Below are 14,321 nucleotides of genomic sequence, written 5' to 3' on the forward strand. Positions count from 1 at the left end.
AAACGCTCAGGCGCCGGCCTGAACGGTGCTCGCCGAGAACGTCGCCGCGATCGTCGCGGAGCCGAGCACCCGGTCGCCGTCGTACAGCACGGCCGCCTGGCCCTTGGCCACTCCGCGCGCCGGGGTGCGCAGCGAGATCCGCAGCACGTCCCCGTCCGGCACCGCCGAACAGTCGTACACCTCGCCGTGCGCCCGCAACTGCACCCGGCAGTCCTGCGGCGCGGTGAGCGGCTCGCCCAGCCAGACCGGACGCTCGCCGTGGATCTCGTGGACGTCCAGGGCCTCGCGCGGCCCGACCGTCACCGTGTTGGTCACCGGCGAGATGTCCAGGACGTAGCGCGGCCGGCCGTCGGGTGCCGGACGGCCGAGCCGCAGCCCCTTACGCTGGCCGATCGTGTAGGCGTACGCACCGTCGTGCTCGCCGAGGACCTCCCCCGACGCGTCCACGATCTGCCCCTTCTCCGCGCCGAGCCGGTCGGCCAGGAAGCGCTGGGTGTCGCCGTCGGCGATGAAGCAGATGTCGTGGCTGTCCGGCTTGTCGGCGACCGCCAGTCCGCGCCGCTCGGCCTCCCGGCGCACCTCCGCCTTGGTCGTGTCGCCGAGCGGGAACATGGCGTGCGCCAACTGCTCGCGCGTGCAGACGGCCAGGACGTACGACTGGTCCTTGCCGAGGTCGACGCTGCGCCGCAGCACCCCGTCGGCCAGCCGGGCGTGGTGACCGGTGCAGACCGCGTCGAACCCGAGCGCGAGCGCCTTGTCCAGCAGCGCCTGGAACTTGATCTTCTCGTTGCAGCGCAGGCACGGGTTGGGCGTACGGCCCGCGGCGTACTCGGCGACGAAGTCCTGGACGACGTCGCGGTCGAACCGCTCGGCCATGTCCCACACATAGAAGGGAATGCCGATCACGTCGGCCGCCCGGCGGGCGTCACGGGCGTCCTCGAGCGTGCAGCACCCCCGCGCGCCGGTGCGGTACGACTGCGGATTGGACGAGAGCGCGAGGTGCACGCCGGTCACCTCGTGACCGGCCTCGGCGGCACGAGCGGCGGCCACGGCGGAGTCGACACCGCCCGACATGGCGGCGAGTACGCGAAGAGTCATGACCTACACGAGGGTACGCGCTCACCCCCACCCACCGCTCAGCCGACGGTCCCCGAGCGTCCCGGACACGAATGGTCACCTTCGGTGATCGGGCGTAGGTGAGAACGGGCAAGATCTGGGTGCGGAATCGGGCGTGATTAGGCTGGAGAGGTCATTGTCGGCCGTACGATTGGCCGCACCATGGGAATCTTCCGACGCTCTCCAGGTACGCCTTCGCCCAACGCCGCCATCACCCGGTTCTGGGAGTGGTGGCCGGAGGCCCGGGAACGGCTGGACGACGGCGTCCCCGAGGCACTCGCCGAGCAGATCAGCGCGCACGTCGAGGCGATGCACCCCGACCTGGAGTGGGAGATCGGGCCGGGGCCGAGCCTGACGGTGAGCGGCGGCGGGGTCGGCGAGCTGCGCGGGCTCGCCGAGCGCTGGTTCCGGGCGGCGCCCGACGACGGCTGGCAGTACCGCCCGGCGCGGTCCGCCGATCCGGCCATGCTGGAGGGCAAGCTCCAGCTCGAAGACCACGAGTTCGACCTGAGCTATGTGCGTATGGGCCTGCGCGCGGACGCCCGGCGGGCCCGCGTCGACATCACCGCGTACCACCCGGACTTCCTGTTCGTACCGGAGGAGACGCAGCTCGCCCTCACGTACCGCGTGCTGGACTGGGCGCTGGGCGAGGACGACGTCGCCCGGTGGACCGGCGACGTCACGGTGGTGACCGATGAGCCGATGGACGCGCTGCCGCCGTCGATGCTGTCCGCGGTGGTCGAGCAGGTCGCGGCGCCGTTCGGCGACCCGGCGTGGCTGACCGGTGAGGGCCGCACCCCGCTGGGCCACGCGGCGCGGGTGGCCGTGCGCTTCCCGCTGCACCGGCAGGACCACCCGCTGTGCGACCTGTACGTCGCGGTGGCGCTGCCGTACGCGAACGCGAATCCGGACCGGCTCCCGGTCGAGCCGTCGGCGTCGGCGCTCCGGGACTTCGAGAAGTCGATCGAGGCGATGGGCGAGCGTGTCCTGCTGGCCGCGCACGAGAGCGGCGACGGGCGGCGGGTGTTCCACCTGTACGTCGACCCGGAGTCCGGCGCGGTCGCCGAGCTCGACCAGCTCGCGGCGGCCTGGTCGGAGGGCCGGGCCAAGGTCTCGTCCCAGCCGGATCCGGCGTGGGAGGTCCTGGAGCCGTACCAGCCGTAAGGTTCTGGCCGCATCCGGCCATCTCCGGCCGCGTACGCGAGCGTAGGCGGGTGCGTCCCAGTAAGTCAGAATCCACCCGGGGGATCTGGCGTAAAGGGGGCGCGCATGGCCGACATGGTGTTCTTCACCGACAACTACCAGGACCGTTCGACGAACGAGGGCTACCAGTTCGAATTCTTCTGCGGGCGCTGCGGCAACGGCTACACCTCGCCGTTCCAGCATTCCGTGACCGGCTTCGGCGGACGGCTGCTGCAGATGGGCGGTGACCTGCTCGGCGGTGAGGTCGGCAACAAGGCGTCCAACCTGGGCTTCGACGCCCAGTGGCTGCGGAGCGGCGTACGCGGGTCGACGCGGGACAAGGCGCTCGCCAAGGCCGTGGAACAGATGAAGCCGAACTTCACCCAGTGCCACCGCTGCGGGCAGTGGGTCTGCAACCAGATCTGCTGGAACGCCGAGCGCGGGCTCTGCACGACGTGCGCGCCGCGGCTCGATCAGGAGATCGCGGGGATGCAGGCGGCGGCCCAGGTCGACCAGCTTCGGGGCAAGATCGCGGCGCAGGACTGGACGAAGGGCGTCGGATACCAGGAGCAGGCGACGGGGCTGTGCCACAGCTGTCACCAGGAGTCGGGCGGCGGGAAGTTCTGCCGGAACTGCGGCACGCCCCAGGCCGCCGCGCCGACGGCGCTGAAGAAGTACTGCACGAACTGCGGCAACCAGCTCGGCGACGCGAAGTTCTGTTCGGAGTGCGGCTGGCCCGCGGGCTGACGGCAGGCCGCGTGAGACCGCGCCGGGCACTCGGGCGCGGTCAGGCGGCGCCGGCGCGGCGGGCGCGCTCGACGACGGGGCCGATGACGTCGGCGACGGCGTCGATGTCGGCCTGCGTGCTCGTGTGGCCGAGGGAGAACCGCAGCGAGCCCCGTGCCCGCGGCAGGTCGGCGCCCATCGCGAGGAGCACGTGGCTGGGTTCGGCGACGCCGGCCGAGCACGCCGAGCCGGTCGAGCACTCGACTTCCCGGGCGTCGAGCAGCATCAGCAGGGCGTCGCCCTCGCAGCCGGGGAAGGACAGGTGGGCGTTGCCGGGGAGCCGGTTCTCGGGGTCGCCGTTGAGGACGACGTCGGGCACGGCCGCGCGGACGCGCTCGATGAGGTCGTCGCGGAGCCGGGCCAGGCGCTTCGCCTCGGCGGTCCGCCGGGAGACGGCGACGCGCATCGCGGCGGCGAAGCCGGCGATGGCGGCGGCGTCGAGGGTGCCGGACCGTACGTCGCGTTCCTGGCCGCCGCCGTGCAGGACGGGAACGGGGTCCAGGCCCTTGGCGAGCAGCAGGGCGCCGGCGCCGACCGGCCCACCGATCTTGTGTCCGGTGACGGTCATCGCGTCCGTGCCGAACGTGATGGGGAGCTGCGCTACCGCCTGAACGGCGTCGGTGTGGAACGGAATGCCGTGCTCGTGGGCGATCGCGGCGAGCTCGGCGATCGGCTGCACCGTGCCGATCTCGTTGTTGGCCCACATGACGCTGACGACCGCCACCGTGCCGGGGTCGCGGTCGATGGCGGCGCGCAGGGTGTCGGGCCGGACCCGGCCGTCGGCGTCGACGGCCAGGTGCTCGACGCTCGCCCCCTCGCGGTCGGCCAGCCACTGTGCCGAGTCGAGCACGGCGTGGTGCTCGATCGCGCTGACCAGCACCCGGGTCCGGGTCGGATCGGCGCTCCGGCGGGTCCAGAAGATCCCTTTGAGCGCGAGGTTGTCGGCCTCGGTGCCGCCACTGGTGAAGACCACCTCGCTGGGCCGGGCGCCCAGCGACTCGGCGATGATCTCGCGCGACTCCTCGACGACGCGCCGGGCGCGGCGGCCGGAGGCGTGCAGCGAGGAGGGGTTGCCGATGCGCGCGAGCTCCGCGGTCATCGCCTCGATCGCCTCGGGCAGCATCGGCGTGGTCGCCGCGTGATCTAGGTACACCATCGCGCCATCAGCCTATCCGCGCCGCCGTCGGCGGGCCACGGCGGTGGGGCCGGACGCCCGGGACAGCGGCGCGGACGGACGCCGTACGGTGGCGGCGCGGACGGGCGCCGTACGGAGGCGGCGCCGCAGCGGTCAGAGGCTCAGGCCGCCGTCGCAGGTGAGGACCCTGCCCGTGACGAAGCCGGCGCCCATGAGATAGCGGACCGCGTCGGCGACGTCCTCGGGGCGGCCGACCCGGCGGACGGGCGTCTGCTCGGCGTAGGCGGCGAACCGCTCACGCCGCTGCTCCTCGGGCAGGAAGGACCACCAGGGTGTGTCGATCACACCGGGCGAGACCGCGTTGACGCGGATCGGCGCGAGCTCGGCGGCCAGCGGCGGCACGGCCCGCTCCAGTGCTCCGTTGACCGCCGCCAGGCCCGCCGTGCCGGGCATCGAGCCCTGGGCGCTGGCGGCGGTGATGAACGTGATCGACCCGTCCTCGGCGATCGTGTCGAGGGCCGCCTGCGCCGCGGTGAGGTGCGGGAAGAACTTGCCCTCGAAACCGGCCCGCAGGTCGTCCATCTTCAGGTCCCGCAGGGCGCCCGCGCCGCTCGCCCCGCTCAGCGCGAGCACCAGGTGGTCGAACCGGCCGTGCCGCCCGAAGAACGCCCGGACGTCCTCCGCCGACCGCCCGTCCACGGCCTCCGCGACGGCGACCTTCGCCGCGGCCACCTTCAGCTTCTCCGGGTCGCGCCCGGTCACGAGCACCTCGTCACCGTTCGCGGCACAGCTCTCGGCGATCGCCAGTCCGACGCCCGACGTACCGCCCAGCACGACTACGCGCATCATGTCTCCAAGTTTCTAGACGCTTCGTCTCGAAATATATTCCGAGACGGGCCGTCTTGTAAAGTGGGGGCATGGTCGACGGCACGCGACGTCCCGGCCGCCCGCGCAGCGAGGCGGCCCGGCTGGCGATCCTCAAGGCGACGCACGACGAACTCCTCGAGCGCGGCTACGGGGGGCTGACGATGGAGGGGATCGCGGCGCGGGCGGGGGTCGGCAAGCAGACGATCTACCGGTGGTGGCGGTCCAAGGCGGACGTCGCGCTGGACTCACTGCTCAACGTGGCGTCGGAGGGCATCCCGATCCCCGACCAGGGCGACCTCGAAGCCGACCTGAGCGCATTCCTCCGCCGTACGTTCGGGATGCAGGAGTCGGAGGGGCCGGTGCTGAAGGGCCTGCTGGCCCAGTCGCTGCTCGACCCGGAGTTCGCCGACGCCTTCCGCGACCGCTTCCTCGCCGGCCGCCGGGCCGCCCTGAACACGGTGCTGAAGCAGGCCGTGGCGCGCGGCGAGATCCCCGCCGAGGCGGATCTGGGCCTGCTGCACGACGTGGTGTACGGCGTGCTCTGGTACCGCCTGTTGTTCCGCACCGCTCCGCTGGACGACGGCGCGGCGCGGGGCATCGCGTCACTTATCGCCGGGTCTGTCCGTCATCGGGAATAACTGTACCGTCCGGACGGTATAGTAGGACTGTCATGAAACGAGATGCCCTCCTCGATGCCGCCGAGGCCCTGCTGTGCGAGCAGGGCACCCAGGCGCTCACGCTGTCCGCGGTCGCCGAGCGCGCCCAGGTCAGCAAGGGCGGGCTGCTCTACCACTTCCCCAACAAGGAAGCCCTGATCAGAGGGCTGGTGGAGCGGCTGATCGAGGAGTTCGACGCGCTGATCGCCTCGTACGAGACCGGTGGCCCCGGGGCGTACACCCGCGCCTTCGTCGAGGCGAACTTCGCCGTCGTCATGGACCGCGACCAGTCGCGGCTGCTGCGACGATGGGCGACGGTCAGCGCGGCGGCGGCCGACCCGGCCCTGCTCGCCCAGATCCGCGAGGCGATGCACCGCTGGCACGACCGGGATCCGGCCGACGACCCGGATCCGATCGCCGCGCAGATCGCGCGGCTGGCGGCAGAGGGGCTCTGGGAGGTCGTGATGCACGACCCCGGCCTCTATGACGAGGCGCAGCTGGAGACGCTGCGCGAACGGCTGCTCGGCTCGCTCTAGCGGCCGACCGACCACGAACGACCACACCGGCGCCCATCGAGGGGTGCCGGTCCTTTCCGTGCGCACCACGGCAAACAGAGAGAGGTGAAATCATGACGTCTCGCGTCCTCGTCCGGGCCCGCCTGGGCACCGTGCTGACGTTCGCCCTGGCCGGCATGCTCTGCGGAGTCTGGGTGTCACGGACGCCGGCCCTCGCGGACAAGTTCGGGATGAGGGAAGGCGACGTCGGGATGGCCATCCTCGTCTGGGGGATCGGCGCGATCATCGCGATGCAGGGGCTGCGGGGCGTCATGGCGCGGCTGGGCGGTACCGCGGTCCTGCGGGTCGCCGCGCCGCTGACGGCGGTCAGCGTGGCGCTGGTCGGGCTGGCGCCCACCCGGCCGCTGCTCTACGTCGCCGTCGCGCTGTTCGGCATGACGTTCGGGCTGACCGACATCGGGATGAACGCCCAGGGCAGCGCCGTGGAACGGTCCTACGGCCGGCCGGTCATGAACAGCATGCACGCCGGTTGGTGCGCCGGCGGCATCTCCGGGGGTCTGATCGGCTCCTTCAGCGCCTCGGCCGGGCTGTCGTTCGGCGAGACCCTCATCGGCGGGGCGATCATCGCCCTCCCCCTGACGATCGTCCTGGGCCGTACGTACATCGACGACCGGGCGCCCGCGGCGAGCGGCCGGAGCCGCGCGCGGCTGCCGCTCGTCGTCTACCTCATCGGCGCGCTGGCGTTCGTCGCCTTCATGATGGAGGGCACGATCGCGGACTGGAGCGGGCTGTTCCTCAACCGGGAGCTCGGCGCCACGCAGTCGGTGGCCGCCCTGGCCTACCCGCTGTTCGAGGCCGCCATGCTCGGCGGCCGGCTCGTCGGCGACCGCGTCCGCGCCCGGCTGGGCACCCGCCGGATGCTGACGTACGCGGGGCTGGGCACGGCGGCCGCCGTCTCGATCGTCGTCCTCGCCCCGGCGACGCCGTTCGCGCTCGTCGGGTTCGGGCTGGCCGGACTGATGGTCTGCACCGTGGTGCCGACGACGATCTCGGTGGCCGGCTCGGTGGTGCCCGGCCGGTCCGCCGCGGCGGTCGGCCAGGTCGGCGCGATGGGCTACGGCGGCCTCATCCTGGGACCCGTGGTGATCGGCTTCCTGGCGGACGCCGCCTCGCTGCGGGTCGGGCTCGGCCTGGCGGTCGTGCTGGCGCTGCTGATCGCGGCCAGCGCCCGGTTCGTCCCGGCACGCCGCTTCATGGTCGTGGCGACCGAGCCGGACGCGGAGCCCGAGAAGGTCCGCCTGGCGGCCTGACCGGCGCGCGGACTCGCCGAGACAGGACGCGGTGAATGATTTACATCAGATAGCTGAAGATCGTAAGTTCTCTTCCAGAGCCTGAGGAGAGCTACATGATCCTTCGCCGCGTCCTGTCTCTCACCACCGCCGCGCTGCTCGGCGGCGCACTCGCCGCCGGGCCGCTGACCACCCCCGCCACCGCCCGGACCACGACCTCCTGCCCCGCCCCGGCCACCGCGAACCGCCAGTTGCGAGGCGTGTGGATCGCCTCCGTCACCAACATCGACTGGCCGTCCGCGCCCGGCCTGTCCGTCGCCCGGCAGCAGGCGGAGTACGTCCGCCTGCTGGACAACGCCGTGGCCCGCCACCTGAACGCGGTGTTCGTGCAGGTACGGCCGACCGCCGACGCGTTCTGGCCCTCGCCGTACGAGCCGTGGTCCCAGTACCTGACCGGCACCCAGGGCAAGAATCCGGGGTACGACCCCCTCGCCTTCCTCGTGCGGGAGGCGCACGCGCGCGGCCTGGAGTTCCACGCCTGGATGAACCCCTACCGGGTGTCGATGAAGGCCGACCCGAGCTCGCTGTCACCGAACCACCCGGCCCGCCGCCATCCCGACTGGACGCACCCTTACGCCGGCAAGCTCTACTACGACCCCGGCATCCCCGACGTCCGTCACTTCGTGGAGCGGGCGATGCTCGACGCGGTACGCCGCTACGACATCGACGGCGTCCACTTCGACGACTACTTCTACCCCTACCCGAGCGGCACCGCGGACTTCCCCGACGACGCGACGTTCGCCAAGTACGGCTCCGGGTTCACCGACAAGGCCGCGTGGCGGCGGCACAACATCGACCTGCTGATCCAGGAGATGGACCGCCGGATCCACGCCCTCAAGCCGTGGGTGAAGTTCGGGGTCAGCCCGTTCGGCATCTGGCGCAACAAGAGCTCCGACCCCGCCGGCTCGGACACGAACGGCCTGGAGTCCTACACCGCGATCTCGGCCGACACCCGCGGCTGGGTGAAGAAGCGGTGGATCGACTACCTCGCCCCGCAGATCTACTGGTACATCGGGTTCACCGTCGCCGACTACGCCAAGCTCGTCCCCTGGTGGGCCCGCCAGGTCGACGGCACCGGCGTGCAGCTCTACATCGGCCAGGCCGACTACCGGCAGGGCGCCGCCGGGCAGGCCGCGCCGTGGCAGGACCCGGCCGAGCTGTCCCGGCACCTCGCCTTCAACCGGGCGTATCCGCAGGTGGCCGGGGACATCCACTTCAGTGCCAAGGACATGGACGCCGACCGGCTCGGCGCGGTGAGCCGGATGGTCGCCGACCACTACGCCCGCCCGGCGCTGGTGCCGCTCATGCCGCGGCTCGGCGGCCACGCTCCGCACCGGCCGCGGCCCACGGTCGAGGGCTCCGTGGTCGCCTGGCGCCCGGTCCGCGGGGCCGTGCGGTACGCCGTCTACCGGTTCGACGGCCCGGCCACCGGGTGCGGCCTCGACGAGGCCCACCGGATCGCCGTGACCGGCGGTACGTCCTTCACCGACGGCACCGCCGAGCCGGGCGGGGCGTACGTCTACGTCGTCACCGCCCTCGACCGCCTCTGGCACGAGAGCGCGGGGACGCCCACCAGGCGCCGGTGACACGACACCGCCGTGACCTCCCGATCCGGAGGTCACGGCGGTGCGTGCCGATCAGCTGACGGTGGAGACGGTCACGTCACCGGCCTTGACGAAGTAGGCGCGGTGACCGAACTGGATCTCGTAGTACTTCGTCGCGTCCTTGTACACCACGTGCTTGGCGCTGTCGTAGGTGACGGAGTGGAAGTACTCCCCGGTCTCGGTGCCGAGGAGGGCGTACTTCTGTCCAGCGGCGACCGTGTACTTCAGCGGCTCGGCGACCCGGTCCGCCGGCGGAGTGACGGAGAGCTTCGCCGGGTAGGCCATGCCCCAGATCCGCGCACCCTTCTTCAGGGTGACGATCTGCCCCGGCGCGGCGACGGCCCTCCGAAGGGCCTTGGAGTTGTAGAACCACGCCTTCTGCCCGAGGTACCAGATCGCCGTCCAGCCCCCCTTCTTCTCGGCGACCGCGTAGATCTGGCCGGTCGACGCCCGCGCGGAGTGGTCGTAGACGCTCATCGTCGCCTTGCCGCTGCCGGGGTGCGCGCCGACGTCCTTGACCAGCGGGGCGGTCTTGCTCGGCGCGGAGCGCAGAATGATCGACGCGCCGCCGTGCGACGGGCACTTCGCCGTGGGGTGGGCGGAGTCACAGCCGGTGTAGGCCCACGTGTTCTTGGCATAGTCCGGCAGAATCATCACCCGGCTCTGGAACGTGGCCGCGCCCTTCAGCGGCTTGCCGAGCAGGGCGAAGTAGTGCGCCCAGTCCCAGTACGGGCCCGGGTCCTGGTGCATCTCGGAGACGGCGCTCATGGCCCGGCCGGGCACGTTGTCATGGCCGAGGATGTGCCCCCGGTCCAGCGGGACGCCGTAGGTCGCGGCCAGGTGGGCGACCAGCTTCGCCGAGGCGCGGTACATCGCCTCGGTGAACCACGTGCCCTTGGCGACGTAGCCCTCGTGCTCGATGCCGATCGACTTGGAGTTGACGTACCAGTTCCCGGCGTGCCGGGGGACGTCCTTGACCCGCACGTGCTGGGCGACGTGCCCGTCCTTCGACCGGATCGTGAAGTGCCACGCCAGGTAGGTCGGGTCCTGCACCGACTTCACCGCCGACGCGTACGACGACTCGGTGTCGTGGATGACGATGTAGTCGATCTTCTGCTGGGCGGGCCGGTTCGCCGTCTCGTGGTTGCCGTACTTGCTGGGGTCCTTCGAGTCCAGTTGCTTGTAGGGCGCCGGAATCCACTCGCACTTCAGGCTCGCCGGGCAGTCGGTGGCCGCAGCCGTGGCGCTCACGCCCTGGGAGGCCGCCGGGGCGGCCTTCGGGTCGGCGGCGAGCGTGACCCGCTGGCCGTCGTCCGTGGTCCGGGTCTCGCCGGAGCGGATCACCGAGAAGACCTCGTCGGCGAACCAGGCGCTCCCGCCGTAGCGGGTGACGGCGGCGTACCACTGCGCCGGGTCGACGCCGAGCGGCCTGTGCGCGTCGCGCTGGTACTTCGCCAGCAGCGCCGCACCGCCCGCGATATTGGCGGCCGGGTCGGTGCGCAGCTTCGCCGCGTCGACGCCGGTCAGTTCGGCCGCCTCCGGCAGGGTCTGGGGCTCCGAGGCGGCGGCGACCTGGGTCAGGTGCATCGGGCCGTACCCGCCACTCACGCTCGGCAGGCCGTCGTTGGCGTCCCAGCGCGACTCCAGGTACGACACGCCGAGCAGGACGCTCTCCGGCACCTCGTACCGCTTCGCCGCGGCGGCGAACGCCGCCTGCCGCGTCGGCGAGGACGAGGACTGCAGACCCGCCGACGACGAGGACGAGGACTGCTGGACATAGACGGCGCCGGCGGCGACGGCCGCCACGAGGGCGGCCCCCGCCCCTATCGCGCGACGTCGGTTGGACATTCGACGGTTCCCCCAAGATCAAATCGACTCGGGGAAGAGTGCTCCGACCCGTCAGTCCGCGTCAACCGAAACGTCAGAATTCGTCGCTCTTCAGCGGACGCCGTACGCGCGGATCAGCGTCTGGTCGACCTGATCCGGCACGTCGTCCGGCGTTTCACGACCCTGTCCAGGCGGCCGGGCTCTCCCCGTCCCGGGCCAGGAGGATGTAGCCGCCGGCCCGGGCGACCTCGTGGTAGTTCGCGTTGGGATGGAGGTGGTGCGCGAAACCGAGCGGATCCCCGTCGTCCGGCGACCGCAGCCGGAACGTGAAGTAGTCCGGGGTGACGCCCTTGGCGGCGCCGATCCAGTAGACCGTCGTGCGGCGGGTCAACCGGCTGATCGGCAGAATGTCGCTCTCGACGGTCGCGCCGTCCGGGATCTTCCGGAGCAGCCTCTTCACGGCGACGGTCCGGGCGTCGACCCGGTACGTCCCCCAGTGCAGGAGCGCTCCCAGCGGAAGGGTCGTCGTGAGCGCGAGCGCGGCGACCGCCACCGCGGCCGGGAGCCGGGCCGCGTACTCCCGTGCCCAGCGCGGCCCGTCCGTACGCGCCCGGGTCCACGCGACCGCGTCCACGAGCGCGAGGAGGACGACCGGCATCAGCACGGCGCTGTAGTGCCAGTCCAGACCCCAGTAGTGGGCGTCCTTCGAGGCCAGGCGCCAGCCGATCGTCGGCACCGCGACGAGGAGGAGCGGGGACCGCAGCGCGTACAGGCCGCTGGTGGGCACCAGGATCCACAGCACGGCGCGGACCGCGATGCCGGGCGGCACGTGGCGGGCGCCGGACACGCCATGGCCGGTCAGCTTCTGCCAGTACCCGTAGTCGCCGCCGTGGTTGAACGCCGGGATCATCACCAGGAGGGCGAGGACGGTGCACGCCACCCCGAACGCGACGAGCGCGACCGCGCACGGGAGGACCCGGGAGGCGGCGGGGTCCCGCCGCGCCCGCAGGGCGACGACGAGGCCGACCGCCGCGGCCGTCAGACCCATGTCCTCCTTGACGAGGACGAGCGGGAGCGCCCACGCCATCGCCGCCCACCACCGCCCGCGCAGGGTCGCCTCCAGCGACAGGGCGAGCAGCGGCATGGCGAACGCGATTTCGTGGAAGTCGAACTCGATCGCGCGCTGGACGCCCCAGGACAGCCCGTAGGCGACGCCGATCGCCAGGCCCCGCCCGCGCCCGAGAAGGCGCGCCGCGACCCGGGTGATCGGGATGGCGGCGGACGCGAACAGCGCCGCCTGGACGACGAGCAGGGTGACCGGCGTCGGGAAGATCCGGTAGAACGGGGCGAGCAGCGCGATGATCGGGCTGAAGTGATCGCCGAGGATGTTCGCGCCGGGGGCCTTGATGTCCACGATCGGGGCGCGCAGGTGCGCGTAGCCGCGGACGGCCTGCTCGAAGATCCCCAGGTCCCAGGACAGCGTCGCCATGCGGCGATACCGCGCGAGCGACAACGCCGCGTACGCGAGGAGGAAGGCGCCCGCGAGCCGGTACGGATCCCATCGCGGTTCCGCCCAGGAGCGGCGAACTGCCCGGACATAAGTGATCATTCCGCGAAATGTTACGGGGGCGGCCGGACAGGTCCGGGGTGAGCGCACGCACTGCGCGGGCCGGTACCCGAGCGGAAGGAGAGAGGCTTGGAACCTCTCGACCACAGGAAGCGAAGATTCGCGGAGATCTACGCGGCCTGTCACGACCCCGTTCTCGGCTACGTCATGCGCCGCACCGAGAACGGGCACGACGCCGCGGACATCCTCGCCGAGACCTTCCTGATCGCCTGGCGGCGGCTCGACGACGTGCCCGCCGGGGACGGGGCGCGTCCCTGGCTGTACGGCGTGGCGAGGCGGGTTCTCGCCAACCACCGCCGCGGGGAGCGGCGGCGCACCGCTCTCGGCGACCGGTTGCGGGCCGAACTCGGAGCCGCCGCCCCGCCGGCCGAGGACCGCGAGTCGTCCGGCGCCGTCGCGGAGGCGTTCCGCGGCCTGTCCGAGGACGACCGGGAGCTGCTGTCCCTCGTCGGCTGGGAGGACCTGGACGCCGGGCAGATCGCGACGGTCCTCGGCTGCTCGCGCAACGCCGTACGGATCCGGCTGCACCGCGCGCGTAAGCGGTTCGCCCGCGCACTGGCGGACCGGAGGGCCGGGGAGTCCCGGGAGACCAGCGCGGAGACCCACCGCCACCGCGCTCGCTTCGCGAAGAAGGAACACGTATGAACCACAAGGAGCTGATCGGACGCCTCGCGCCCATCACGGACGAGGAGGCGGCCCACATGGTGAGCCCGGGGACCAAGAACGACCTGGCAGAGCGGATCACGTCCACCGCCGCGCCGGAGAGAGCGGCGGCACGGCGCCGCCGGGGCCTGATCATCGGTCTGCCGCTGGCCGCTGCGGGGATCGCCGCGTCCGTCGTCGCCGCGTCCGTGCTGTCCGGTTCACCGCACCCGGGCGAGCAGGCGTCACACGCGCCGCAGAGCGTCTCGCCGAAGGTCCAGCTCGCGGCGCTGACCTTCTCCACCCAGGGCCGGTACCTGGTCGTCAAGGTCAAGGACCCGCTCGCCGATCCGGCGCGGTACCGCAAGGAGTTCGCCGCGCATGGGATGAACATCGACCTGAGACTCGTCCCCGTGTCGCCGTCCATCGTCGGAACGGTGGTGATGTCGGAGGGTGGGATCAAGGACATCACCGCGCGGGGCAAGTGCGTCACCGGTGGCGGCGGCGCCGAGTGCCCGGTCGGCGTGAAGATCCCGATCGGCTACAAGGAACACGCGACGGTCGTGTTCGGCCGGGCGGCCCGGCCCGGCGAGCACTACGACTCCACCACTTTCGCCGACGCGCCCGGTGAGGTGATGCACGGGCTGGCCTACCGCGGCCGCACGGTCGCCGAGGTCCTGGCGATGCTGAAGAAGCGGCACGTCACCGTGCCGCAGTACCGGTACGAGGCGGCCAACGGCGACAACCGGCCGTACCAGAACGGCGTGCCGCCGGAGAAGGTCGAGCCGGGATGGTTCGTGCACGACGCCTCTCCGTGGGCGCCGGGCCAGGTCATGCTGTTCGTCGGCCCGACCCGCCAGGTGCACCAGGGCACGCCGTCGCCCAGGGCGTCTCTTCCCACCCGCACCGCGCCCGGTGCGCCCGTCGCGACCCCGACCACGACCGCGACCGCGCGCTGACGCTTCCTGAACGCGGCGACGCCCCGCACGGCGACGCCCCGGCGGGAGATCCGCCG

The 14,321-nt window shown here is 72.0% G+C and carries 13 protein-coding genes; 8 read left to right on the forward strand and 5 right to left on the reverse strand.

The window, feature by feature from the left end; translation table 11 throughout:
• Positions 1–6: 6 nt before the first annotated feature.
• Positions 7–1,098, reverse strand: a complete 1,092-nt coding sequence (gene mnmA / locus AB0K82_RS15595) for a tRNA 2-thiouridine(34) synthase MnmA (protein ID WP_364397277.1) — start codon at positions 1,096–1,098, stop codon at positions 7–9.
• A 180-nt stretch (positions 1,099–1,278) separates the two neighbouring features.
• Between mnmA and AB0K82_RS15600 the strand changes: the two genes are divergently transcribed.
• Positions 1,279–2,280, forward strand: a complete 1,002-nt coding sequence (locus AB0K82_RS15600; protein WP_364397280.1) for a DUF695 domain-containing protein — start codon at positions 1,279–1,281, stop codon at positions 2,278–2,280.
• Positions 2,281–2,385: 105 nt separating this feature from the next.
• Entirely contained in the window at positions 2,386–3,045 is a 660-nt protein-coding gene (locus AB0K82_RS15605; protein ID WP_364397282.1) for a hypothetical protein, read from the forward strand.
• A gap of 40 nt (positions 3,046–3,085) precedes the next feature.
• On the opposite strand, the gene AB0K82_RS15610 is transcribed toward AB0K82_RS15605, so the two are convergent.
• Together AB0K82_RS15610 and AB0K82_RS15615 are read right to left on the reverse strand one after the other, a co-directional pair.
• The gene (locus tag AB0K82_RS15610; RefSeq protein WP_364397284.1) at positions 3,086–4,240 is read right to left on the reverse strand and encodes a cysteine desulfurase family protein; all 1,155 of its coding nucleotides are present in this window, start codon (positions 4,238–4,240) and stop codon (positions 3,086–3,088) included.
• Between the two features lie 132 nt (positions 4,241–4,372).
• Entirely contained in the window at positions 4,373–5,068 is a 696-nt protein-coding gene (locus AB0K82_RS15615) for an SDR family oxidoreductase (protein ID WP_364397287.1), read from the reverse strand.
• A 68-nt stretch (positions 5,069–5,136) separates the two neighbouring features.
• On the opposite strand from AB0K82_RS15615, the gene AB0K82_RS15620 reads away from it, so the two are divergent.
• The 4 genes from AB0K82_RS15620 (at position 5,137) to AB0K82_RS15635 (ending at position 9,192) form a co-directional block, all read left to right on the forward strand.
• On the forward strand, positions 5,137–5,724 hold the full coding sequence (locus AB0K82_RS15620) for a TetR/AcrR family transcriptional regulator (RefSeq protein ID WP_364397289.1): 588 nt from the start codon (positions 5,137–5,139) through the stop codon (positions 5,722–5,724).
• Between the two features lie 32 nt (positions 5,725–5,756).
• Positions 5,757–6,278 carry a TetR/AcrR family transcriptional regulator gene (locus tag AB0K82_RS15625; RefSeq protein WP_364397290.1) on the forward strand — a complete coding sequence of 174 codons (522 nt, stop codon included), beginning with the start codon at positions 5,757–5,759 and terminating at the stop codon, positions 6,276–6,278.
• A gap of 92 nt (positions 6,279–6,370) precedes the next feature.
• On the forward strand, positions 6,371–7,567 hold the full coding sequence (locus tag AB0K82_RS15630; protein ID WP_364397293.1) for an MFS transporter: 1,197 nt from the start codon (positions 6,371–6,373) through the stop codon (positions 7,565–7,567).
• A 95-nt stretch (positions 7,568–7,662) separates the two neighbouring features.
• Positions 7,663–9,192 (forward strand): family 10 glycosylhydrolase, encoded by a 1,530-nt coding sequence (locus AB0K82_RS15635; RefSeq protein WP_364397295.1) that lies wholly within the window; start codon positions 7,663–7,665, stop codon positions 9,190–9,192.
• A gap of 51 nt (positions 9,193–9,243) precedes the next feature.
• Here the strand turns inward: AB0K82_RS15635 and AB0K82_RS15640 are convergent, their stop codons facing one another.
• A complete protein-coding gene (locus AB0K82_RS15640; RefSeq protein WP_364397297.1) occupies positions 9,244–11,058 on the reverse strand; it encodes an N-acetylmuramoyl-L-alanine amidase in 1,815 nt (604 codons plus the stop codon).
• A gap of 154 nt (positions 11,059–11,212) precedes the next feature.
• Positions 11,213–12,646 carry a DUF2079 domain-containing protein gene (locus AB0K82_RS15645; RefSeq protein WP_364397299.1) on the reverse strand — a complete coding sequence of 478 codons (1,434 nt, stop codon included), beginning with the start codon at positions 12,644–12,646 and terminating at the stop codon, positions 11,213–11,215.
• Positions 12,647–12,733: 87 nt separating this feature from the next.
• Between AB0K82_RS15645 and AB0K82_RS15650 the strand changes: the two genes are divergently transcribed.
• A complete protein-coding gene (locus AB0K82_RS15650; RefSeq protein WP_364397301.1) occupies positions 12,734–13,309 on the forward strand; it encodes a sigma-70 family RNA polymerase sigma factor in 576 nt (191 codons plus the stop codon).
• Positions 13,306–14,265, forward strand: coding sequence for a hypothetical protein (locus tag AB0K82_RS15655; RefSeq protein ID WP_364397304.1), 960 nt, complete (start codon positions 13,306–13,308; stop codon positions 14,263–14,265). The genes AB0K82_RS15650 and AB0K82_RS15655 overlap by 4 nt, the downstream gene beginning before the upstream one ends.
• Positions 14,266–14,321 lie beyond the last annotated feature (56 nt).

The organism is Actinoallomurus sp. NPDC052274, assembly GCF_040679475.1.
In the GTDB taxonomy this organism is placed as follows: Bacteria; Actinomycetota; Actinomycetes; order Streptosporangiales; family Streptosporangiaceae; genus Actinoallomurus; species Actinoallomurus liliacearum.